Annotated in this window: 16 protein-coding genes; 1 reads left to right on the forward strand and 15 read right to left on the reverse strand. The window is 62.7% G+C overall.

Annotated features, from left to right (window positions below; all coding sequences use genetic code 11):
• Positions 1-36 precede the first annotated feature (36 nt).
• The 6 genes from rpsS to rpsJ are packed head-to-tail and all read right to left on the reverse strand — an operon-like array spanning position 37 to position 3,100.
• A complete protein-coding gene (gene rpsS / locus JOE41_RS04890) occupies positions 37-318 on the reverse strand; it encodes a 30S ribosomal protein S19 (protein ID WP_011692805.1) in 282 nt (93 codons plus the stop codon).
• Between the two features lie 12 nt (positions 319-330).
• Positions 331-1,170 (reverse strand): 50S ribosomal protein L2, encoded by an 840-nt coding sequence (rplB, locus tag JOE41_RS04895; protein ID WP_011692806.1) that lies wholly within the window; start codon positions 1,168-1,170, stop codon positions 331-333.
• 29 nt (positions 1,171-1,199) lie between these two features.
• A complete protein-coding gene (gene rplW, locus JOE41_RS04900) occupies positions 1,200-1,505 on the reverse strand; it encodes a 50S ribosomal protein L23 (RefSeq protein WP_011692807.1) in 306 nt (101 codons plus the stop codon).
• Positions 1,502-2,119: a 50S ribosomal protein L4 gene (gene rplD / locus JOE41_RS04905; RefSeq protein ID WP_011692808.1), complete on the reverse strand. Its 618-nt coding sequence runs from the start codon at positions 2,117-2,119 to the stop codon at positions 1,502-1,504. Before rplD ends, rplW begins: the two co-directional genes overlap by 4 nt.
• 4 nt (positions 2,120-2,123) lie before the next feature.
• Positions 2,124-2,774: a 50S ribosomal protein L3 gene (gene rplC, locus JOE41_RS04910; RefSeq protein ID WP_011692809.1), complete on the reverse strand. Its 651-nt coding sequence runs from the start codon at positions 2,772-2,774 to the stop codon at positions 2,124-2,126.
• 17 nt (positions 2,775-2,791) lie between these two features.
• Entirely contained in the window at positions 2,792-3,100 is a 309-nt protein-coding gene (rpsJ, locus tag JOE41_RS04915) for a 30S ribosomal protein S10 (protein WP_003803825.1), read from the reverse strand.
• A gap of 411 nt (positions 3,101-3,511) precedes the next feature.
• Here rpsJ and JOE41_RS04920 point away from each other — a divergent pair, with 411 nt between their 5' ends.
• Positions 3,512-4,939 carry a GH1 family beta-glucosidase gene (locus JOE41_RS04920; RefSeq protein ID WP_209751193.1) on the forward strand — a complete coding sequence of 476 codons (1,428 nt, stop codon included), beginning with the start codon at positions 3,512-3,514 and terminating at the stop codon, positions 4,937-4,939.
• 8 nt (positions 4,940-4,947) lie between these two features.
• On the opposite strand, the gene JOE41_RS21105 is transcribed toward JOE41_RS04920, so the two are convergent.
• The 9 genes from JOE41_RS21105 to JOE41_RS04960 form a co-directional block, all read right to left on the reverse strand.
• A complete protein-coding gene (locus JOE41_RS21105; RefSeq protein WP_280873390.1) occupies positions 4,948-5,073 on the reverse strand; it encodes a hypothetical protein in 126 nt (41 codons plus the stop codon).
• A gap of 53 nt (positions 5,074-5,126) precedes the next feature.
• The gene (locus JOE41_RS04925) at positions 5,127-9,266 is read right to left on the reverse strand and encodes a hypothetical protein (protein WP_209751195.1); all 4,140 of its coding nucleotides are present in this window, start codon (positions 9,264-9,266) and stop codon (positions 5,127-5,129) included.
• Between the two features lie 180 nt (positions 9,267-9,446).
• Complete coding sequence (gene tuf / locus JOE41_RS04930) at positions 9,447-10,637, reverse strand: elongation factor Tu (protein ID WP_003803827.1); 1,191 nt, start codon at positions 10,635-10,637, stop codon at positions 9,447-9,449.
• Positions 10,638-10,898: 261 nt separating this feature from the next.
• The gene (gene fusA / locus JOE41_RS04935) at positions 10,899-13,013 is read right to left on the reverse strand and encodes an elongation factor G (protein ID WP_043430888.1); all 2,115 of its coding nucleotides are present in this window, start codon (positions 13,011-13,013) and stop codon (positions 10,899-10,901) included.
• 69 nt (positions 13,014-13,082) lie between these two features.
• Complete coding sequence (gene rpsG, locus JOE41_RS04940) at positions 13,083-13,553, reverse strand: 30S ribosomal protein S7 (protein ID WP_011692813.1); 471 nt, start codon at positions 13,551-13,553, stop codon at positions 13,083-13,085.
• Position 13,554: 1 nt separating this feature from the next.
• Positions 13,555-13,929 carry a 30S ribosomal protein S12 gene (gene rpsL / locus JOE41_RS04945; protein WP_011692814.1) on the reverse strand — a complete coding sequence of 125 codons (375 nt, stop codon included), beginning with the start codon at positions 13,927-13,929 and terminating at the stop codon, positions 13,555-13,557.
• Between the two features lie 391 nt (positions 13,930-14,320).
• Positions 14,321-18,220, reverse strand: coding sequence for a DNA-directed RNA polymerase subunit beta' (locus JOE41_RS04950; RefSeq protein ID WP_011692815.1), 3,900 nt, complete (start codon positions 18,218-18,220; stop codon positions 14,321-14,323).
• Between the two features lie 109 nt (positions 18,221-18,329).
• Positions 18,330-21,845 carry a DNA-directed RNA polymerase subunit beta gene (rpoB, locus tag JOE41_RS04955; protein ID WP_209751197.1) on the reverse strand — a complete coding sequence of 1,172 codons (3,516 nt, stop codon included), beginning with the start codon at positions 21,843-21,845 and terminating at the stop codon, positions 18,330-18,332.
• Between the two features lie 352 nt (positions 21,846-22,197).
• The gene (locus tag JOE41_RS04960) at positions 22,198-22,662 is read right to left on the reverse strand and encodes a hypothetical protein (protein WP_011692817.1); all 465 of its coding nucleotides are present in this window, start codon (positions 22,660-22,662) and stop codon (positions 22,198-22,200) included.
• Between the last annotated feature and the right edge of the window lie 89 nt (positions 22,663-22,751).

Below are 22,751 nucleotides of genomic sequence, written 5' to 3' on the forward strand. Positions count from 1 at the left end.
CTTTCCTTCTCTCGTCTTTGACGTAAGTGCAGGCGCCTAGCGGCGCTTGCCCTTACGGTCGTCCTTGACATGGCCGCGGAATGTCCGCGTGGGAGCGAATTCGCCGAGCTTGTGCCCGACCATCGACTCGGTGACAAACACCGGAATGTGCTTGCGTCCGTCGTGCACGGCGATCGTGTGCCCGAGCATGTCGGGGATGATCATCGAGCGGCGGGACCAGGTCTTGATGACGTTCTTGGTGCCCTTTTCGTTTTCCCTGTCCACCTTTACAAAGAGGTGCTGGTCAACGAAAGGACCTTTTTTCAGGCTGCGTGGCATGTGTCCAGGCTCCTATCGCTTGTTCTTGCCAGTACGACGGCGACGAACAATAAGCTTGTCGCTCTCTTTGTTGGGACGGCGGGTGCGACCTTCGCGCTTACCGTTGGGGTTGACGGGGTGACGTCCACCGGACGTCTTACCCTCGCCACCACCGTGCGGGTGGTCGACCGGGTTCATCGCGACACCACGGACGGTCGGGCGAACGCCCTTCCAGCGCATGCGGCCGGCCTTGCCCCAGTTGATGTTCGACTGCTCGGCGTTGCCGACCTCGCCGACCGTTGCGCGGCAGCGCACGTCAACGTTGCGGATTTCGCCGGAAGGCAGCCGCAGCTGGGCGAAGCGGCCTTCCTTGGCAACGAGCTGGATCGACGCGCCGGCGGAGCGGCCCATCTTGGCGCCGCCACCCGGACGCAGTTCAACTGCGTGGATAACGGTACCCACCGGGATGTTGCGCAGGGGCAGGTTGTTGCCAGGCTTGATATCAGCGTTGGCACCTGCCTCTACGAAGTCACCCTGGGACAGCTTGTTCGGGGCGATGATGTAACGCTTGGTGCCGTCAACGTAGTGCAGGAGGGCGATGCGAGCCGTACGGTTCGGATCGTACTCAATTTCGGCAACGCGGGCGTCAACGCCGTCTTTGTCGTGGCGACGGAAGTCGATCAGACGGTACTGGCGCTTGTGGCCACCACCCTTGTGACGGGTCGTGATCTTACCGGTGTTGTTACGGCCACCCTTTTTGGGCAGCGGACGTACCAACGACTTTTCCGGCGTCGACCGCGTGATTTCAGTGAAGTCCGCTACGCTCGAGCCGCGACGGCCCGGGGTAGTCGGCTTATATTTACGGATTCCCATAATTCATTTCCTCGTTAAAGTGGTCTCCGCTACGCGAGCGGACCGCCGAAGATGTCGATCGTGCCTTCTTTGAGGGTCACAATCGCACGCTTGGTGTTCTTGCGGGTTCCCCAGCCGAATTTGGTGCGCTTACGCTTACCGGCACGGTTGATGGTGTTGATCGATTCGACCTTGACGGAGAAAATCTTCTCCACGGCCAGCTTGATCTCGGTCTTGTTCGAGCGGGGGTCCACCAGGAAGGTGTACTTTCCCTCATCGATCAGGCCGTAGCTCTTTTCCGATACGACGGGTGCAAGCACGACGTCGCGCGGGTCCTTGATGGTGGCTGCGCTCACTTGGCATCCTCCTCGTTCTTTGCCTTGGCGGCAACGAATGCCTCGTAGGCAGCCTTGGTGAAGACTACGTCGTCAGAGACGAGCACGTCGTAGGTGTTCAGCTGGTCTGCGTACAGAACGTGAACATCTGCGAGGTTGCGCACGGACAGTGCGGCAACATCGTTGGCGCGCTCGATGACAACGAGCAGGTTCTTGCGCTCGGAAACTCCGCGCAGCGTTGCCAGTGCTTCCTTGGCGGACGGCTTGGTGCCGGCTACCAGTTCAGCGACAACGTGGATGCGGCCGTTGCGGGCGCGGTCAGACAGTGCGCCGCGAAGTGCAGCAGCAATCATCTTCTTGGGGGTCCGCTGGCTGTAGTCGCGCGGGGTCGGGCCGTGGACAACGCCACCACCGGTCATGTGAGGAGCACGGATTGAACCCTGACGGGCGCGGCCGGTGCCCTTCTGCTTGAACGGCTTGCGGCCTGCACCGGAAACTTCAGCGCGGGTCTTGGTCTTGTGGGTACCCTGGCGAGCAGCAGCGAGCTGTGCAACGACGACCTGGTGCAGCAGCGGCACGTTGGTCTGTACGTCGAAGATCTCTGCAGGCAGGTCAACCTTGACAGTGCTAGTCATTGAACTAGGCTCCCTTCACGGCGGTGCGTACGAGGACGACCTGGCCGCGGGCACCGGGAACGGCGCCCTTGATGAGGAGCAGCGACTTCTCGACGTCAACTGCGTGAACCGTGAGGTTCAGCGTGGTGTGACGAACGGCGCCCATGCGGCCGGCCATTTTCATGCCCTTGAAGACGCGGCTCGGGGTGGATGCGCCACCGATTGAACCGGGCTTACGGTGGTTCTTGTGTGCACCGTGGGAAGCACCAACGCCGTGGAAGCCGTGACGCTTCATAACACCGGCGAAGCCCTTACCCTTGGTGGTGCCAACGACGTCGATCTTCTGGCCGGCTTCGAAGACCTCAACAGAGAGCTCCTGGCCCAGCTCGTACTCGGCAGCATCTGCGGTACGGAGTTCGACAACGTGGCGGCGAGGCGTGACGCCTGCCTTTTCAAAGTGACCAGCCAGCGGCTTGGTGACCTTGCGGGGATCGATCTGGCCGTAGCCGATCTGAACGGCGACGTAGCCATCAACGTCTGCATTGCGCAGCTGGGTGATGACGTTTGAGTCAGCCTGGACAACAGTGACGGGGATGAGCTTGTTGTTCTCGTCCCAGACCTGGGTCATGCCGAGCTTCGTGCCCAGCAGGCCCTTTACGTTACGGGTTGCGGTCATAGTCTCTCAGCACCTCCCTACAGCTTGATTTCGATGTTCACGTCAGCCGGCAGGTCGAGACGCATAAGCGAGTCAACTGCCTTCGGCGTGGGGTCGATGATGTCGATCAGACGCTTGTGCGTGCGCATTTCAAAGTGCTCGCGGCTGTCCTTGTACTTGTGCGGAGAGCGGATAACGCAGTACACGTTCTTCTCCGTCGGCAGCGGCACGGGGCCGACTACCGTTGCGCCTGCGCGCGTGACCGTCTCAACGATCTTCCGTGCTGAAACGTCAATGACCTCGTGGTCGTATGACTTCAGCCGGATGCGGATTTTTTGTCCCGCCATGTCGCCTGACTCTCTTTCAGTCTGTGCTTCCCCTGTTTGGGGCTGCCCTGTTTACTTACGCGTTGTGCGGCTGCCGAAGCATTTGAAGTCGTAACTACCACCCGCCGCACAAGCTGAATCCGGAAGAATCCGGGTTCCTCAACCTGCCGGCGTAACCGACCCCCGCGGTCGGGCGTGTCGCGCTGTGCACGCGTACTCGTCCGCAATTCCATGGGGAGGGGTTATGTTTGGTCTCCTACCTGGACCCTGACACCCGGCATTATCCGGATCGGGACGCGAAGGAGCGCTTGAACAACTCATCTAGTATGCCGGATTTTGCAGGCAGAAGCGAATCAGGATGTGCCGGGGCCCGTCAGTACCCGGAGATGCGGGGTCATTGCCTTCAGCAACCGTCGAATGGATGATAGGGGCATGACTGTGCAGAACTCTGCGGCGTTGCAGAGCCTGGCCGAGCGGCTGGACCCCGAGTTCGTCCTGGGTGTGGCCGCCGCCGCGTTCCAGATCGAAGGATCCCTCAAGGCTGACGGGCGCGGCCCGTCCGGCTGGGACGCCTTCGCCGAGAAACCCGGCAGCATTATGGACGGCCACTCCCCTGCCATCGCCTGCGACCATTACAACCGTTCCGGCGAAGATGTGGCCCTGATGCGCGAACTGGGCATCAACTCCTACCGGTTCTCCATTTCCTGGCCCCGCATCCAGCCCGACGGCCGCGGCTCCTTCAACAGTCAGGGCCTGGACTTCTACGACCGGCTGATCGACCAGTTGCTCGACGCCGGCATCTCACCGATGGCCACGCTTTATCACTGGGACACTCCCCTGCCGCTCGAGCACGGCGGCGGCTGGCTGAACCGATCCACTGCGGAGCGCTTCGCCGATTACAGCGCAGCAGCCGGAGAACGGTTCGGGGACCGCGTGGCGCAATGGGTCACACTGAACGAGCCAGTGTCGGTGACACTGAACGGGTATGCCCTGGGCGTCCATGCCCCGGGGCACAATCTCCTCTTCAACGCCTTGCCCTCAATTCACCATCAACTACTCGGGCACGGACTCGCCGTCCAGGCCCTCCGGGCCGCGGGCGTCACCGGTGCCGTCGGCGTCACCAACCTGCATTCCCCTGTCCGGCCGGCAACCCGCAAGCCCGGCGACAGGATGGTGGCGCGAATCTTCGATATTTTGATGAACCGCATCTACGCGGACCCCGTTCTGCTGGGCCGCTACCCGAAACTGCCGCTGGTGGTCCGTCCGTGGTTCCGCTCCATGGGCAAGATCTCCGACGCCGACCTCCGGACCATCCACCAGCCCCTGGACTTCTACGGGCTCAATTACTACTACCCCGTTAAAGTTGCCATGGGCCGGGGGCCCGTCAGCGTACCGGCAAACAATTCCGCAGCGCTGGCCCAGTTGCCATTCCACGAAGTGGGCTATCCGGAGTACGAGACAACCGGCTTCGGCTGGCCTGTGGCACCTAAACACATCGGCATCCTGCTCCGCGAAATGAAGGACCGCTACGGGGATGCTTTGCCGCCGCTGTACATCACCGAGAGCGGAGCGAGCTTCCCGGAACCGGAGCATGTGACCGGTCCGATTGCCGACTCCAACAGAATCGAATACCTGGCCAGCCACCTCGGCCATGCGCTGGCGGCCACGTCACCCGGCGGCCTGGCCGAGGACGTGAAACTCCTGGGCTACTACGTATGGACGCTGCTGGACAACTTCGAGTGGGCCGCTGGGTACTCGCAGCGTTTCGGCCTGATCCACGTGGACTTTGACACGCTGGAGCGGACACCCAAGGAGTCCTTCTATTGGCTCCAGGCGCTGAGCCGGGCACGGAAAGCCTGAGCGCGGCCCTACTGGTTCTTGTTGGCGCGGTTGATGCGCTTGGCGCGGTCGATCTCCTGGCGGAAGTGCTTCTTCGCCCAGAAGACCCCGACGACGACCGCAGCGGCAACCAAGAGGAAAATTAACCATTCCATGTTGCTGTCCTTTCGTTGTCAGCAACCTTACCAAGGCATCAGGAAGAACGATCCTACCGTCCGTCCGGTGTTGGCTGCGGTTCGGGCAAGGGCGCCGCATCAGCCGGAGCCACGGGCTTGGCACGCGACAGCTTCCACAGGGCAAAGACAATGAGCCCGACGGCGATCAGCGCCAGCAGGGCGAACGTGTAGGACCGAAGGGCCCACATCAGGCACAACGAAACCCCGGCCGCGCCCCACCAGACGAACATCCGCTCACCGATGAGCAGCCCGGACAACAGGAGCACCGCATGCAGTGCGAGGATCCACAGCTGCTGGCCGCCGGATCCGCCAAAGAGTATCCCCACGCCGCTCAGCCCGAGCACAGCAGCGCCGGAGGCCAGCCGGATGCGCCCTGCCCTCCCGGATCCGGCTGCATAGCGGGCCGCGGCCGTCGCCGCGGCGAGCAGCACGTACCACTGCGCGGCCCAGAACGGCGACTGGAGGTGGCCCTCCGTGACAAGAAGCGCACGCTGCACGGCAACCGTCACCACGAATGTACCGATTTCGGCGGCCAGCCACCGCCTCCCGACCGGAACTTCCCGCACGATCACGGCCACTGTTGCCGCCGCCAGCAGGGACGCCGTCAGGGAGGTGGCGTCGCGCACCAATCCGGCCAGGGCGGGGACGGCCAGACCAAGCGCTCCTGCGCACACCAGCGTCCGCCGTCGCAATCCGTCCTGCGCACTGAACGCGAAGCTGACCCCGTAAAGGACCGCTGCGGCCAGCCCGCAGCCGGCCAGCCATGGCAGATAGGCTCCCCACACGCCCGGAGTGCCGCGGAACAGGGTTTCGGTAATTTGTGTCGCCCCGGTCAGGACGAGTGCTGCGGACGGCGGGTACAACAGCGGCAGGCGTTCCACGTGCGAGGCTGTGAACCCGGTGGCAGCCAGGACCAGAAGTGAGGCACCGGTGATCCAGCCCGCTGCCTGGGTAGCGGTGAGGACGGCAACGACTGCAGGAACAGCCGCCCCGGTCAGCCAGAACCAGCGGTCCGCCGCGGGCACATGCTGCCCCTCCCGGCGCCGACGACGTACAAGCCCGAAAGCGTTGAAGGCAAGTGACAGAGCAAGCAATGCCAGCGGAACGCCTGTCCGGCTGAGAAGTGGCGCTTCGAGGAAGGTTCCGGCCCCGAAATGCAGCGCCGGTCCCGCCGCGACAACACCGAACAGGGCTGCATACACGGTCAGGTAAAGCGCACCGCGTGCCGCGAACAGCCGATGGGCCGCGACCGCACTGAGCAGCAGCAGAAGCATCTCGGCCAGGACGACGCCGCGCCCGCCCTCGGCAGCGTACACGGCGGACGCACCGCCGCCCTGGATGACATACAGGGCCGGCAGGAGCGCCTGCGCCGCCAAGGTCACCCACACTGCGGCATCCTGGAACGGCACCTGATCCAGTCGGTGCCGCATGAACCAGCGGAGCACGTGCTGGAAAGCCAGCACTCCTGCGAGGGTCAGCGACACTGCCGTGGCGGACGCCGTGACATCGTAACTGAAGACGATTGCCAGCGCGGCAGTGAGTATGCGCGCCGAAGCAAAGTAGGCGCCCTTGGCCTGCCGCGGTTCCGCCGCAACAACCATGACCGCGCTGTAAACAGCGAAGATTCCCAGCAGGAGCTCGACGTCGGGCAAAATCGCCGCGCTGCAGACCAGCAGGACGGCCAGCATGGACGGCGCGAAGGCTGCGGCCGCGGTCAGGTCCCGGAATACGTAGCCGGACGCGGCGGCGCTGAGTGCCATGATGGTGATGGTCACGGTTCTCTGCCAGTCCGCCCCGCCGCCGACGGCCGCGTCGGGCAGGATCACAGCCAGCGCCAGCGTGGCGGTTTGCAGCACCAGGACCAGTGCGACGTCAGCTACCACGGCATCCGGGGCGCGGTCGCGGACTGCGGCCACGAGCGGGAACACGAGCTGGACTCCCAGTGCAACGATCAGGATCGTGGGCAGCGAGATGTCCTCTCCGGCCACGACCAACGGCCCGGACTGCTCCTGAAGGTCTCCGTAGGCCATCGCCAGGAGCAGGGTTGCAGCTCCCCGCGTCATCCACCAGTAAGCCCAACGCTGGCTGATCGCAGCAGAGCGAAGCGCCGACGAACCCAGGTAAAGAACCACCAGCGCAAGAAGGCCATTGGCGAGGCCTGGCGAGACCCCGGAATAGGCCGTCATGACGGCGGTCAGCGCTATTGCCATCGGGAGCCACTCGACTATCGCAGGCTGCCAGGTTGCGCCGGCAGCGGACCCCGGAAAGAGGAGGGCACCGGCCGCCAGTGAAGCCAGCAACTGGACCACAAGGGCCACCGCCGAAAGCAGGTTGCCGGGCGTGGAGTCCGTGATGGGCAAGGCCATAAGGCAAAGGGCGCCCGCGGCGGTAAACCCGGCGAGGGTGGGCACAGGCAGGAGGGCAGCGGCACCCGCCCGTTCCGTCACGGCCGATGCCAACTGCTGGACCACAAGGCTGAGCGAGAGTGCGAAAGCAGCCGCAGCAAGGGCATCACTGCTTCCCTCCATCACCGCCGTCACGAAAACAGGAACGGCGAAAGTTGCGGCTACGCGCGCCGCAACGATGAAGTGGCGGCGCAGCCCCGAGCGGGACGGCAACGAGCGAACCGCCCAGAAGAGTGTTGCTGCCGCAAGCAGGCTGAAGGACAGCCAGGGGCCGAGCTGGGAAGCTGCGACAATGCCGGTTGCCAGTGCTGCCGGAGGCGCCCATTCGGCGGCGCCCCCGGCTCTAACCGCGGTGTACATGCCCGTTGCGCTGCCGGTAAGGACTGCCCACAGCAGCAGGTCCTCCGTGCTGCCGGAAACCTGCATGATCATGATTATGACCAGCACCAGGTGCGCGACATGTGTAACGAACGAGTCGGCGGTCCAGTACCGCCTGCCTGCCCGGGCCGGACTCCATCGCTGGAGGGGCGCTGCCGCGGCGGTTATGGCCACCGACTGAAGGGCCAACAGGGATGCCCCCGTGAAAAGGGCCCAGACGAAACTGCCGGAGAGATGCCAGGCCCAGGCCGACGCCGCGACCGTCAGCGCGAGGCGCGCGCCGTAGATCTTGACGAGTCGGTGCCCGGCGGCGGGCATCACGGCCGTCACGGCGAAATAGGCTCCGCAGAGCGCCATGATCAGCGCAAACTCACCGCGCCCCAGACGCAACGGAAGAAACAGCGCCGCGAGGCCGACGGCAGGAACAACGAAGGGGTCGAGAAGCAGGAGGGGCCGCAGGAACAGAGGAGTAGCCCAGCCGGGCTTCACCAGTGTCACCGCCGTGGCTGCCACGGCAAAGCCGATCATGGCCGCGAAGTACCAGACGAGCGGCGCCCCGAGGACAGAGACCCCGGACCAGGCGGTGGAGACCATGAAAGTGAGGGACAGGTATGCGAGGACCCTGCTGTCGAGCCTGACGGCGGCAACCACGTACGCCGCCGTGCCAACGAGCGAGGTTATGAGCCATGCCAGCGGTGCGTCCTGCACGGCAAAGTTGTACATCGCCAGGCCTGAGACGGGCACCAGCGCCAGCCCTGTGCCTGAGAACGCTACGGCGGCCGGCCGTAGCCTCAGAGCCGTGGCATGGAGTGTTAGTCCGGCGCCATAGAAGAGCGCCGTGATGAGGCAAACTCCTGCGAAACGGAGCACGGCCGGGAGGCTGGTGCCCACAAAGAGGGCACCAGCTGCCACAAGCAACAGGCTCGCTACATAAAGGGTGACGTTGATGTTCTGACGTTCGCGCCTCTCCATGCGTGCCTGCTTTTCCTCCGCGGACTCCGTGACGAGTGGCTCATCGGTCACCGGCCCTGCAGCCGCCGACGCGGCAACCCGGGTCGGGGAATATGCGGCGTCGGATGACCGGCGGAGGGACAGCTCGACAGGCTGAACGAAGGGTCCCGCCGAGAGATCCACGGAGGCATCATCAGGCGCGTCCGCGGCCGAGGGGCGGCGGGCCCAGGTTGTCCCGCGGACGTCGGCAGCAGCGGCGGGGAGCCCCACACTGGGTGAGCGCTGAGCAGAGGCCGCGGTAGCGCAGTCATTCCACCCCTGGACGTGCCCGGCCATGAAGCCGCTCCGGTAGGCCGCGGCGTTGGTGTCTTTCAGCTCTCGGATGGAGCGCCGGGAGGAGACCAACAGGATGGAGGCAGTGATGAACAGAAACGTCATGAGGGCAGACCACATCAAGGTATTCCTTTCGGTGTCATCGCCGTCAAGTGGGCGCAATATTTTATCCAGCGACTGGATTAACTTTAGCAAAAAACAGCCCCGCCGCGTCGAAACGCAGCGGGGCTGTTGATAAGTATCAGATGGCCGTTAGACGGCTTCCTGATCCTTGATCGTCAAGTACTACTTGATGATCTTGGTGACACGTCCTGAACCAACGGTGCGGCCGCCTTCGCGGATTGCGAAGCCGAGGCCCTCTTCCATAGCGATCGGCTGGATGAGCGCAACGGTCATCTCAGTGTTGTCGCCAGGCATAACCATTTCCGTGCCTTCCGGCAGGGTGATAACGCCGGTTACGTCCGTCGTGCGGAAGTAGAACTGCGGGCGGTAGTTGGAGTAGAACGGGTTGTGACGTCCGCCTTCATCCTTGGAGAGGATGTAGACGTTAGCCTCGAAGTCGGTGTGCGGGGTGATGGAACCCGGCTTGACGACAACCTGGCCACGCTCTACGTCATCACGCTTCAGACCGCGGAGCAGCAGGCCACAGTTCTCGCCGGCCCATGCTTCGTCGAGCTGCTTGTGGAACATCTCGATACCGGTAACCGTGGTCTTCTGGACCGGACGGATGCCGACGATCTCGACCTCAGAGTTGATCGCGAGGGTTCCACGCTCGGCGCGGCCCGTAACAACGGTGCCACGGCCGGTGATCGTGAAGACATCTTCGATCGGCATCAGGAACGGCTTGTCGCGGTCACGTACGGGGTCCGGAACGGACTCGTCGACGGCAGCCATCAGGTCCTCAACGGACTTGACCCACTCCGGGTCGCCTTCCAGGGCCTTCAGGCCCGAAACGCGAACGACCGGTGCTTCGTCGCCATCGAAGCCCTGCGAGCTCAGGAGCTCACGAACTTCCATTTCAACGAGGTCGAGGAGTTCCTCGTCGTCGACCATGTCAGCCTTGTTCAGTGCCACCAGCAGGTAGGGAACACCAACCTGGCGGGCGAGCAGAACGTGCTCGCGGGTCTGAGCCATCGGGCCGTCAGTGGCGGCAACCACGAGGATTGCACCGTCCATCTGGGCAGCGCCGGTGATCATGTTCTTGATGTAGTCAGCGTGACCCGGAGCGTCTACGTGTGCGTAGTGGCGCTTCTCGGTCTGGTACTCAACGTGGGAGATGTTGATGGTAATGCCGCGCTGACGCTCTTCGGGAGCAGAGTCAATCGACGCGAAGTCACGCTTCTCGTTGAGAGTCGGGTACTTGTCGTACAGCACCTTGGAAATGGCGGCCGTCAACGTCGTCTTACCGTGGTCAACGTGACCAATGGTACCGATGTTAACGTGCGGCTTAGTCCGCTCGAACTTTGCCTTTGCCACAGGTTCCTCCTAGAACGTTTTCAAATGACTTACCCTTCGGCTGCGCTTGTCGCGGCCGAAACTTCAGTAAGTCTACTTGGGGGGCTTGGATTGGTGAAATTGCAGATTCAGGAACTAATACTAGTCCCTCGAGCCTGTTCGTGCAGATGGCCGGAGCCCGGCTTGACCGGACTGCATCTAACCGGGAACCGGCCATCTGCACCGGGCTTATTTCCGGAACCGGAAACGCACCCGAGTTTGTCGCGGTGAAAGTCCGGTGGACTACTCGCCGCGGTTCTTCTGGATGATCTCGTCGGCAAATGCCTTCGGGACCTCGGCGTAGCTGTGGAACGTCATGGAGTACACAGCGCGGCCCTGGGTCTTTGAACGCAGGTCGCCGATGTAACCGAACATGCCGGACAGCGGGACGTGTGCGCGGATAACCTTGACGCCCTGGGCATCTTCCATAGACTGCATCTGGCCACGACGTGAGTTGAGGTCACCGATAACTTCACCCATGTATTCCTCAGGGGTGCGGACCTCAACATCCATCAGCGGTTCGAGCAGGATGGGGTTCGCCTTGCGTGCGGCTTCCTTGAAAGCCATACGGCCGGCAATCTTGAACGCCATTTCCGAGGAGTCAACATCGTGGTACGCGCCGTCAATCAGCGTGGCCTTGATGCCAACCACCGGGTAGCCGGCCAGGACGCCATCGTTCAGTGCATCCTGGATACCTGCATCAACAGACGGAATGTACTCGCGCGGGATACGGCCACCAGTGACCTTGTTCTCGAACTCGTACAGCTCGCCGTCGGACGTGTCCAACGGCGCGATGGCGATCTGGATCTTTGCGAACTGACCCGAGCCACCGGTCTGCTTCTTGTGCGTGTAGTCATGACGCTCTACAGCACGCTTGATGGTTTCGCGGTAAGCAACCTGGGGCTTGCCAACGTTTGCCTCGACCTTGAATTCGCGGCGCATGCGGTCCACCAGGATGTCCAGGTGGAGCTCGCCCATGCCGGCGATGATGGTCTGACCGGTGTCTTCGTTGAGGGAGACCTGGAAGGTCGGGTCCTCAGCGGAGAGCTTCTGGATGGCCGTGGAGAGCTTCTCCTGGTCACCCTTGGTGTTCGGCTCGATGGCAACCGAGATCACGGGCTCCGGGAAGCTCATGGACTCGAGAACGATCTGGTTGGCCGAATCGCACAGGGTGTCACCCGTGGTGGTGTCCTTCAGACCGATGGCTGCATAGATGTGGCCGGCGGTAGCGCCCTCAACAGGCATTTCCTTGTTGGCGTGCATCTGGAACAGCTTGCCGATGCGCTCCTTCTTGCCCTTGGTGGAGTTAACCACCTGGGCGCCTGCTTCCACGTGACCGGAGTACACGCGGATGAAGGTCAGCTGGCCGAAGAAGGGGTGCGCAGCGATCTTGAAGGCCAGCGCGGAGAACGGCTCTTCGGAAGACGGCTTACGAGTCAGTTCCTTCTCTTCGTCGCGAGGATCGTGACCGATCATCGGGGGGACGTCGAGCGGGTTCGGCAGGTAATCGACAACAGCATCCAGCATCGGCTGAACGCCACGGTTCTTGAACGCGGAACCGCAGAAGACCGGGTAGATCTCGGAGTTGATCGTCATCTTGCGGATGCCGGCCTTGAGCTCGTCGACGGAGATTTCTTCGCCTTCGAGGTACTTCTCCATGAGCTCTTCGGAGGCCTCGGCAACGGTCTCAATGAGCGTTGCGCGGTACTCCTCGGCCTTTTCCTTGAGGTCAGCCGGGATCTCCTGGATCTCGTACTTGGCACCCATGGTGACGTCACCCTTGGAGTCGCCGGGCCAGACCAGTGCACGCATGTACAGGAGGTCGACGACGCCGATGAAGTCGTTCTCGGCGCCGATCGGCAGCTGCATGACGAGCGGCTTGGCACCGAGGCGGCTAATGATGGTGTCGACGGTGAAGTAGAAGTCAGCGCCGAGCTTGTCCATCTTGTTGACGAAGCAGATACGCGGGACGTTGTACTTGTCAGCCTGGCGCCACACAGTCTCAGACTGCGGCTCCACGCCTTCCTTGCCGTCGAACACGGCAACTGCACCGTCGAGGACGCGCAGGGAGCGCTCAACCTCAACCGTGAAGTCCACGTGCCCGGGGGTGTCGATGATGTTGATCTGGTTGTTTTCCCAGAAGCAGGTCACGGCGGCAGACGTGATGGTGATGCCGCGTTCCTTTTCCTGTTCCATCCAGTCAGTCGTCGAAGCGCCGTCGTGCGTTTCGCCGATCTTGTGGTTCACACCCGTGTAGAACAGGATGCGCTCGGTAGTAGTGGTCTTGCCGGCATCGATGTGGGCCATGATGCCGATGTTGCGGACCTTGCTAAGGTCGGTAAGCACGTCCTGTGCCACGGTGTCTCCCTTTCGGATGGACTGCACGTTCGCCGCCGGCTCTGTCGAGCCGGCGGCGTCCGGGAAGTATTACCAGCGGTAGTGTGCGAAGGCCTTGTTGGACTCGGCCATCTTGTGGGTGTCTTCGCGACGCTTCACAGCGGCACCGAGACCGTTGGAGGCATCCAGGATTTCGTTCTGGAGGCGCTCGGTCATGGTCTTCTCGCGGCGGGCCTTGGAGTAGCCGACCAGCCAGCGAAGGGCCAGCGCTGTGGAGCGGCCCGGCTTGACTTCGACCGGAACCTGGTAGGTTGCGCCACCGACGCGGCGGGAGCGGACCTCAAGGGAAGGCTTGACGTTCTCCATGGCCTTCTTGAGGGCAGCAACGGGGTCGCCGCCGGACTTGGCGCGTGCGCCTTCGAGTGCACCGTAAACGATGCGCTCAGCGGTGGACTTCTTGCCGTCTACGAGCACCTTGTTGATCAGCTGCGTGACCAGCGGGGAGCCGTATACGGGATCTAGAACTAGCGGCCGCTTGGGGGCCGGACCCTTGCGAGGCATATTACTTCTTCTCCATCTTTGCGCCGTAGCGGCTGCGGGCCTGCTTACGGTTCTTCACACCCTGGGTATCGAGGGCGCCACGGACGATCTTGTAGCGGACACCCGGAAGGTCCTTCACACGACCGCCACGGACGAGCACAATGGAGTGCTCCTGGAGGTTGTGGCCCACACCGGGGATGTAGGCAGTGACTTCAACGCCACCGTTAAGGCGCACACGTGCAACCTTACGCAGAGCCGAGTTCGGCTTCTTCGGGGTGGTGGTGTAGACGCGGGTGCAAACACCGCGGCGCATCGGGCTGCCGTTAAGCGCGGGAGCCTTGGTCTTTTTGACCTTAGGCGTGCGGCCCTTACGGACCAGCTGGTTAATCGTAGGCACTCTCGTGTTCTCCGTTTTATCCGGAGCGGCCGCTGACAGCCGCTCTCCTTTTGCTTTGCCCCGCCGCCCGAGCTTTGAAGAATCTCCAGAGCAGCTGAGGCGAAGCCTTAATAGTCGGATCGCAGACCGGGACCCAGACTTACGTCCTGATCGGTCCCTAGGCATGCAAAAATGTGGCATACGTTGCACAAGAACCCTGCAAACCGGAAACGTCGCTCTGGCTCTGCCTTTCAGCTCAGCCGGCGCTCTCATCCACTGCCACAATAACAATTGGTATCCAGTCTAACATGGACAGCCGCCAGGCCTTAATCGGGCCAACGGAAAGGCCCCGCCACCGCTCCGTTGTTCAAAACAGAGAGGTGACGGGGCCCGACGCCGAACTAACTAACGGTTAGCGGAAGTCGCTGCCGAGATCGTAGTCATCCAGCGGGATGGCGTGGAACTCAGGAGCTCCGTCACCGCCCAGGGTGTCGTAGGAGAAGTCGCTGAATGCGCTGGGACCCGTGAACAGGTTTGCCTTCGCTTCTTCAGTCGGCTCCACCGTGACCTCCGTGTAGCGCGGGAGACCCGTGCCGGCCGGGATGAGCTTACCGATGATGACGTTTTCCTTGAGGCCGAGCAGCGGGTCGCTCTTGCCTTCCATGGCCGCCTGCGTGAGGACGCGGGTGGTCTCCTGGAAGGAAGCTGCCGACAGCCAGGACTCGGTTGCCAGGGATGCCTTAGTGATACCCATGAGCTCAGGACGTCCGGAAGCCGGAGTCTTGCCCTCGGACACAACGCGGCGGTTGGCGTCTTCGAAGCGGCTGCGCTCGGCGAGTTCGCCGGGGAGCAGGTCGGATTCACCCGATTCGATGACCGTGACGCGGCGCAGCATCTGGCGGACGATAACCTCGACGTGCTTGTCGTGGATACCGATGCCCTGGCTGCGGTACACGCCCTGGACCTCGTCCACCAGGAACTTCTGTGCAGCACGGGGACCCATGATGCGAAGTACCTGCTTGGGATCGACCGGACCGTTGATGAGCTTCTGGCCCACCGCGACGTGCTGGCCGTCTTCAATCAGGAGGCGTGAGCGGCGAAGGACCGGGTAGGCGATCTCTTCACTGCCGTCATCCGGAGTGATGACCAGGCGCATCTGGCGCTCGGACTCTTCGATGGCGATGCGGCCGGCTGCTTCTGCAATCGGTGCAACACCCTTCGGAGTACGGGCTTCGAAGAGCTCCTGGATACGGGGCAGACCCTGGGTGATGTCGTCGCCGCCGCTGGCGGAAACAGCACCACCGGTGTGGAACGTACGCATGGTCAGCTGGGTACCGGGCTCACCGATGGACTGTGCGGCGATGATGCCCACTGCCTCACCGATGTCCACGGTCTTGCCGGTGGCCAGCGAACGGCCGTAGCACAGGGCGCAGGTGCCGACGCTGGACTCACAGGTGAGTACGGAGCGGACCTTGACCTCGGTGATACCGGCTGCGAACAGTTCGGCAATGACGACGTCGCCGCAGTCGGTGCCGCCGGCAGCCAGGACCTTGCCCTTGGAGTCAACGACGTCCACGGCCAGGGTACGGGCGTACGCGCTGTTCTCAACGTTCTCGTCCAGGACCAGCTCGCCGTTGGCGTCAGCCACGGCAATCGGGGTGACGAGGCCGCGTTCGGTGCCGCAGTCCTCTTCACGGACGATGACGTCCTGCGAGACGTCCACCAGACGACGGGTCAGGTAACCCGAGTTGGCGGTACGCAGGGCGGTGTCAGCCAGACCCTTACGGGCACCGTGCGTCGCGATGAAGTATTCCAGCACCGACAGGCCCTCGCGGTAGGAGGACTTGATCGGACGCGGGATGATCTCACCCTTAGGGTTGGCCACCAGGCCACGGATACCCGCGATCTGACGGACCTGCATCCAGTTACCACGTGCGCCGGAGGACACCATGCGGTTGATGGTGTTCATCGGCGACAGGTTGTCACGCATGACCTGCGCGATCTCGTTGGTCGCCTTGTTCCAGATCTCGATCAGTTCCTGGCGACGCTCGTCGTCGTCGATCAGGCCCTTGTCGTACTGGCCCTGGATCTTGGCGGCGCGCTCTTCGTAACCGGCAAGGATGACCGGCTTCTCGGCCGGAACCTCGATGTCGGAGATGGCGACAGTGACGCCTGAGCGGGTGGCCCAGTAGAACCCGGCATCCTTCAGGTTGTCCAGCGTTGCCGCGGTGACAACCTTCGGGTAGCGCTCGGCGAGGTCGTTGACGATGCGGGACAGTTCGCCCTTGTCGGCAACAGCCTCAACCCACGGGTAGTCCTCGGGCAGGGTCTGGTTGAAGATGACCTGGCCCAGGGAGGTCTGGACGAGCGCGGTCTGACCCGGCTCCCAGCCTTCCGGAGCTTCCCAGCCGGCGTAAGGGACAAAGCCCTCAAGACGGATCTTGACCTGGGAGTTCAGGTGCAGCTCGTGCAGGTCGAACGCCATGATGGCTTCCGAAACGGAGGAGAAGATGCGGCCTTCGCCAGCTGAACCGACACGCTTGGTGGTCAGGTGGTAGAGGCCGATGATCATATCCTGCGAAGGAAGGGTCACCGGGCGGCCGTCAGACGGCTTCAGGATGTTGTTCGAGGACAGCATCAGGATGCGTGCCTCAGCCTGGGCCTCGGGGCTCAGCGGCAGGTGGACTGCCATCTGGTCGCCGTCGAAGTCAGCGTTGAAGGCGCCACAAACCAGCGGGTGCAGCTGGATTGCCTTGCCTTCAACAAGCTGGGGCTCGAACGCCTGGATGCCGAGGCGGTGCAGGGTAGGTGCACGGTTCAGCAGCACAGGGTGCTCGGTGATGATCTCTTCGAGAACGTCCCAGACCTGCGGACGGTAACGCTCAACCATGCGCTTGGCCGACTTGATGTTCTGGGCGTGGTTGAGGTCAACCAGGCGCTTCATCACGAACGGCTTGAAGAGCTCCAGCGCCATCTGCTTGGGCAGGCCGCACTGGTGCAGCTTCAGCTGCGGACCGACGACGATGACCGAACGGCCGGAGTAGTCAACGCGCTTACCCAGGAGGTTCTGGCGGAAGCGGCCCTGCTTGCCCTTGAGCATGTCGCTCAGGGACTTCAGCGGACGGTTGCCCGGTCCGGTGACCGGACGGCCACGGCGGCCGTTGTCGAAGAGGCTGTCAACAGCTTCCTGAAGCATGCGCTTCTCGTTGTTGACGATGATCTCCGGAGCACCCAGGTCAAGCAGGCGCTTGAGGCGGTTGTTGCGGTTGATCACGCGGCGGTAGAGGTCGTTGAGGTCGGAGGTCGCGAAGCGGCCACCATCCAGCTGGACCATCGGGCGCAGTTCCGGCGGGATCACCGGGACGGCGTCCAGCACCATGCCGAGCGGGCTGTTGTTGGTGGTCAGGAATGCGTTGACAACCTTCAGTCGCTTCAGTGCGCGGGTCTTGCGCTGGCCCTTGCCGTTGGCAATGATGTCGCGCAGCAGGTCCGACTCGGCCTGCATGTCGAAGTTCTCAAGGCGCTTCTTGATGGCTTCGGCACCCATGGAGCCTTCGAAGTACATGCCGTAGCGGTCACGCAGTTCGCGGTACAGGCCTTCGTCGCCTTCGAGGTCGGCGACCTTGAGGTTCTTGAAGCGGTCCCAGACCTGCTCAAGGCGTTCGATGTCGGCGTCGGCACGCTTACGCACGTTGGCCATCTGGCGGTCCGCGGAGTCGCGGGCCTTCTTCTTGTCGGCAGCCTTGGCGCCTTCGCCTTCGAGACGGGCAAGCTCGTTCTCGAGGTCGCGGGCGATCGTGGCGATGTCGGAGTCGCGGTTGTCAACCAGCTGCTTCTTCTCGATGTCGTGCTCAACCTGCAGGTTGGGCAGTTCCTCGTGGCGGCTGTCGGTGTCGACGCTCGTGATCATGTAGGCAGCGAAGTAGATGACCTTCTCAAGGTCCTTCGGTGCCAGGTCAAGGAGGTAGCCCAGGCGGGACGGAACACCCTTGAAGTACCAGATGTGCGTTACGGGCGCAGCCAGTTCGATGTGGCCCATGCGCTCACGGCGGACCTTGGCGCGGGTGACCTCAACGCCACACCGCTCGCAGATGATGCCCTTGAAGCGCACGCGCTTGTACTTGCCGCAGTAGCATTCCCAGTCGCGGGACGGGCCGAAGATCTTCTCGCAGAAGAGGCCGTCCTTCTCGGGCTTGAGCGTGCGGTAGTTGATGGTTTCCGGCTTCTTAACCTCGCCGTAAGACCAGCCACGGATGTCTTCCGCGGTGGCGAGGCCGATCTGCATGAGGCCGAAGGAGGATTCGCTGGACATATGGTCCCTGTTCTCTCTTGTTCTCTAAATTCTGAAGTCTTGGGTTACGGGAAGAGGGAGCCCCGGAGCAAGGCAGCGCGGCGGGCCGGCTGCCTTGCTCCGGAGGACTCTAGACCTCTTCTACGGAACTGGGCTCTGCACGAGACAGATCGATGCCCAGTTCTTCCGCAGCCGTGAAGACTGCGTCATCAGAGTCACGCATTTCAATTGTGGTTCCGTCCGTGGAAAGCACTTCCACGTTCAGGCACAGCGACTGCATTTCCTTGATCAAGACCTTGAAGGACTCAGGAACGCCCGGCTCCGGGATGTTCTCGCCCTTGACGATGGCTTCGTAGACCTTCACACGACCATGGATGTCATCCGACTTGATCGTGAGCAGTTCCTGGAGCGTGTAGGCAGCGCCGTAAGCCTCAAGCGCCCACACTTCCATTTCACCGAAGCGCTGGCCACCGAACTGAGCCTTACCACCCAGCGGCTGCTGCGTGATCATGGAGTACGGGCCGGTGGAGCGTGCGTGGATCTTGTCGTCCACCAGGTGGTGGAGCTTCAGGATGTACATGTAGCCGACCGAGATCGGATCCGGGAACGGCTCGCCGGAGCGGCCGTCGAACAGGCGGGTCTTGCCCGAGGAGTTGATCAGGCGGTCACCGTCGCGGGTCACGTTGGTGGAGTCGAGCAGGCCCGTGATTTCCTCTTCACGAGCACCGTCGAAGACCGGCGTTGCAACAGTGGTTGAACCACTCTTGCGCGGCAGGTTCGGCAGCTGCTTGACCCACTCGGGCTCGCCTTCGATCTTCCAACCGGTCTTGGCAACCCAGCCGAGGTGCGTTTCGAGCACCTGGCCGACGTTCATACGGCCCGGAACACCCAGCGGGTTCAGGACGATATCAACAGGCGTGCCGTCGGCCAGGAAGGGCATGTCCTCGATCGGAAGGATCTTGGAGATAACACCCTTGTTGCCGTGACGGCCGGCGAGCTTGTCGCCGTCGGTGATCTTGCGCTTGGCGGCCACGTAAACGCGGACCAGCTGGTTGACGCCCGGGGGCAGTTCGTCGTCGTTGTCGCGGTCGAAGACGCGGACCCCGATGACGGTGCCGGACTCGCCGTGCGGAACCTTCAGGGACGTGTCGCGGACTTCGCGGGACTTCTCGCCGAAGATGGCGCGCAGCAGGCGCTCTTCCGGGGTCAGTTCGGTTTCACCCTTCGGGGTGACCTTTCCGACCAGGATGTCGCCGGCTTCAACCTCGGCACCGATGTGGATGATGCCGCGCTCGTCCAGGCCCGCCAGGACTTCCTCGGACACGTTGGGGATGTCACGGGTGATTTCCTCGGCACCAAGCTTGGTGTCGCGGGCATCGATCTCGTGCTCCTCGATGTGGATGGAGGAAAGAACGTCCTCGGCAACAATGCGCTGCGAGAGGATGATGGCGTCCTCGAAGTTGTGGCCTTCCCATGACATGAATGCCACGAGCAGGTTCTTACCGAGGGCAAGTTCGCCCTGGTCCGTTGCCGGGCCGTCAGCGATGATGCCGCCGACCTCCAGGCGCTGGCCCTCGCTCACCAGGACACGGTGGTTGTAGCAGTTGCCCTGGTTGGAACGCGCGAACTTGTTGATGCGGTAGTTGGTTTCCGTGCCGTCGTCGTTGAGCATGATGACGAGTTCAGCGGACACCTCGGTGACCACACCGGCCTTCTTGGCGATGACAACGTCACCGGCGTCGACTGCAGCGGCGCGCTCCATGCCGGTACCGACGAACGGCGCCTCGGAACGGACCAGCGGCACGGCCTGACGCTGCATGTTGGCACCCATGAGTGCGCGGTTTGCATCGTCATGCTCGAGGAACGGGATCAGGGCCGTAGCCACGGACACCATCTGGCGCGGGGAAACGTCCATGAACTCGACGTCGGCGGCGGGAACCAGCACGGGCTCGCCTCCACCACCACGGGCGCGGACCAGGACGGTCTCTTCGGCGAACTTCTTGTTCTCGTCCAGCGGAGCGTTGGCCTGAGCGATCAGGACCTCTGCTTCGTCGTCGGCCGTCAGGTACTGGACCTCATCGGACACGACACCCTCGGATACGAGGCGGTAAGGCGTCTCGATGAAACCGAAGGGGTTGATGCGGCCGTAGGATGCCAGCGAACCGATCAGACCAATGTTCGGGCCTTCAGGGGTTTCAATGGGGCACATACGTCCGTAGTGGGACGGGTGAACGTCTCGGACTTCCATGCCTGCACGGTCACGGGACAGACCACCCGGGCCAAGCGCGGACAGACGGCGCTTGTGGGTCAGACCCGACAGCGGGTTGTTCTGGTCCATGAACTGGGACAGCTGGGAGGTTCCGAAGAACTCCTTGATGGCTGCCACCACCGGGCGGATGTTGATCAGCGTCTGCGGCGTGATGGCTTCGACGTCCTGCGTGGTCATTCGCTCGCGGACAACGCGCTCCATACGGGACAGGCCGGTGCGGACCTGGTTCTCGATGAGCTCGCCGACGGCGCGGATGCGGCGGTTGCCGAAGTGGTCGATGTCATCGATTTCGACGCGCAGCTCGTGGTCCTGGCCGTCGCGCTTGCCGGTGAGGGTCTTCTCGCCGGCGTGCAGTGCAACCAGGAACTTGATCATTGCAACGATGTCTTCGACGTGCAGGACCGAAGCTTCCTTGTCGCCAAGGGAGCGGTCGATGCCAAGCTTGCGGTTGATCTTGTAACGGCCGACCTTGGCCAGATCGTAGCGCTTGGAATTGAAGTACAGGTTGTCCAGCAGGGACTGGGCAGCCTCGACGGTGGGCGGCTCGCCCGGTCGCAGCTTCCGGTAGATGTCCAGCAAGGCGTCTTCGCGGGTTTCGGTTGCGTCCTTCTCCAGCGTTGCGCGCATGGAGTCGTACTGACCGAACTCTTCGAGGATCTGGCCTTCGGTCCAGCCGAGGGCCTTCAGCAGCACCGTGACGGACTGCTTGCGCTTGCGGTCAAGGCGGACGCCGACCTGGTCGCGCTTGTCGATTTCGAGCTCGAACCAGGCACCGCGGGACGGGATGATCTTCGCAGTGAAGATGTCCTTGTCGCTGGTCTTGTCGGCAGTGCGCTCAAAGTATGCGCCCGGAGAACGGACCAGCTGGGAGACAACGACACGCTCGGTGCCGTTGACGACGAAGGTGCCCTTCTCGGTCATCAGCGGGAAGTCACCCATGAACACGGTCTGCTGCTTGATTTCGCCCGTGTTGTTGTTCATGAATTCGGCTTTAACGTACAGCGGAGCCGAGTACGTAGCGTCCCGGTCCTTGCACTCGGCCATGGTGTATTTGGGATCAGCGAACTCCGGATCGGAGAAGCTCAGGGACATGGTGCCCTGGAAATCCTCGATCGGGGAGATCTCTTCGAAGATGTCAGACAGACCGGAGCTAGTGGCGACGCTGAGGTCGCCTTCTTCGACGGCCTTCGCAACGCGTGCCTGCCAGCGTTCGTTTCCGACCAGCCAGTCGAAGCTGTCCGTTTGCAGGGCAAGCAGATTCGGAACGTCAAGAGGTTCGTGAATCTTTGCGAATGAGAGCCGGCGAGTGGCACCATCGGTGCTGTCGGCATTGATAGCGGTAGCGTTGTTTACATTAGAGGTGCTCGAGGCGACCAAGAGGGATCCTTCCACAGACCTTCAGGCGTTTTCAGATCTCCCCCGTTGCAAGCCCTGCAGAATGACTCCGCAGCGCTACCAGTCCGGTTCCGCTATATGACCCGGGACCCAGGCTGCCCACGGTGTGACACGTCTTTGACGGCACGTTGATGGATCAGCTGCTAGGCAAAGCCCACCGCTATATGAAGGCTGAAGGTAAACAGGGAAGACGCAAATATCTACGATACGGCAAAACGGCGTACGTGTCTACCCCACTTCCCCGCTTATTGCAAGCACTGTTGCCGCGGGCACCTAGTTGGCCTGCGCACCGCCCCAGCTGCACCGCTACAGGCGCACTGCCCCAGGCGGGCCGCTACAGCGTGAGGGTCACGCCTTCGGCGGTGCAGGCGCCGGCATTGGCAAACACCGCATCGCGGACCGCGTCCTTGGAAGCCTGCTCCGGCTCGCCGTTACCGCCAGCTGCTGAATGGTCGATGGCGATGAGGCTGAGAGCAGCGAAAAGACCTTCGAGATCTCCGGAAACGGCAGCTTTGGCGTCCTCGGCTTTGAGGTAGATGTCCTCGTAAGCATTGGCGTCACCGCTCGCCGCCTTGTATTCGGCGTAGAGGGTGTTGAACTTCTCGCATGCTTCCTTCACGCCCGCACTTGCGGCGGTGGAACTGCCGGAAGACCGCGACGGCGACGCCTGGGACGGCGTGGAAGAGGACGTGGCAGGGGCCGCCGTCGACGTGGTGCTGTCCGGCGCGGGAGTGGAAACGCTGCAGGCCGTGAGTCCGGCCAGGCCTGCGATGGCCGCGACTGCAAGTATCTTCTTCATCTGAGCTCCTGTTTCCCCACAACGTCTTCCCGGGACGGGCGTATCCGCCATCCACCCTACTCAGCCCTGTCCGGCGCCGCACATTCACT

The sequence above is a fragment of the Arthrobacter sp. PvP103 genome (assembly GCF_017833075.1).
In the GTDB taxonomy this organism is placed as follows: domain Bacteria; phylum Actinomycetota; class Actinomycetes; order Actinomycetales; family Micrococcaceae; genus Arthrobacter.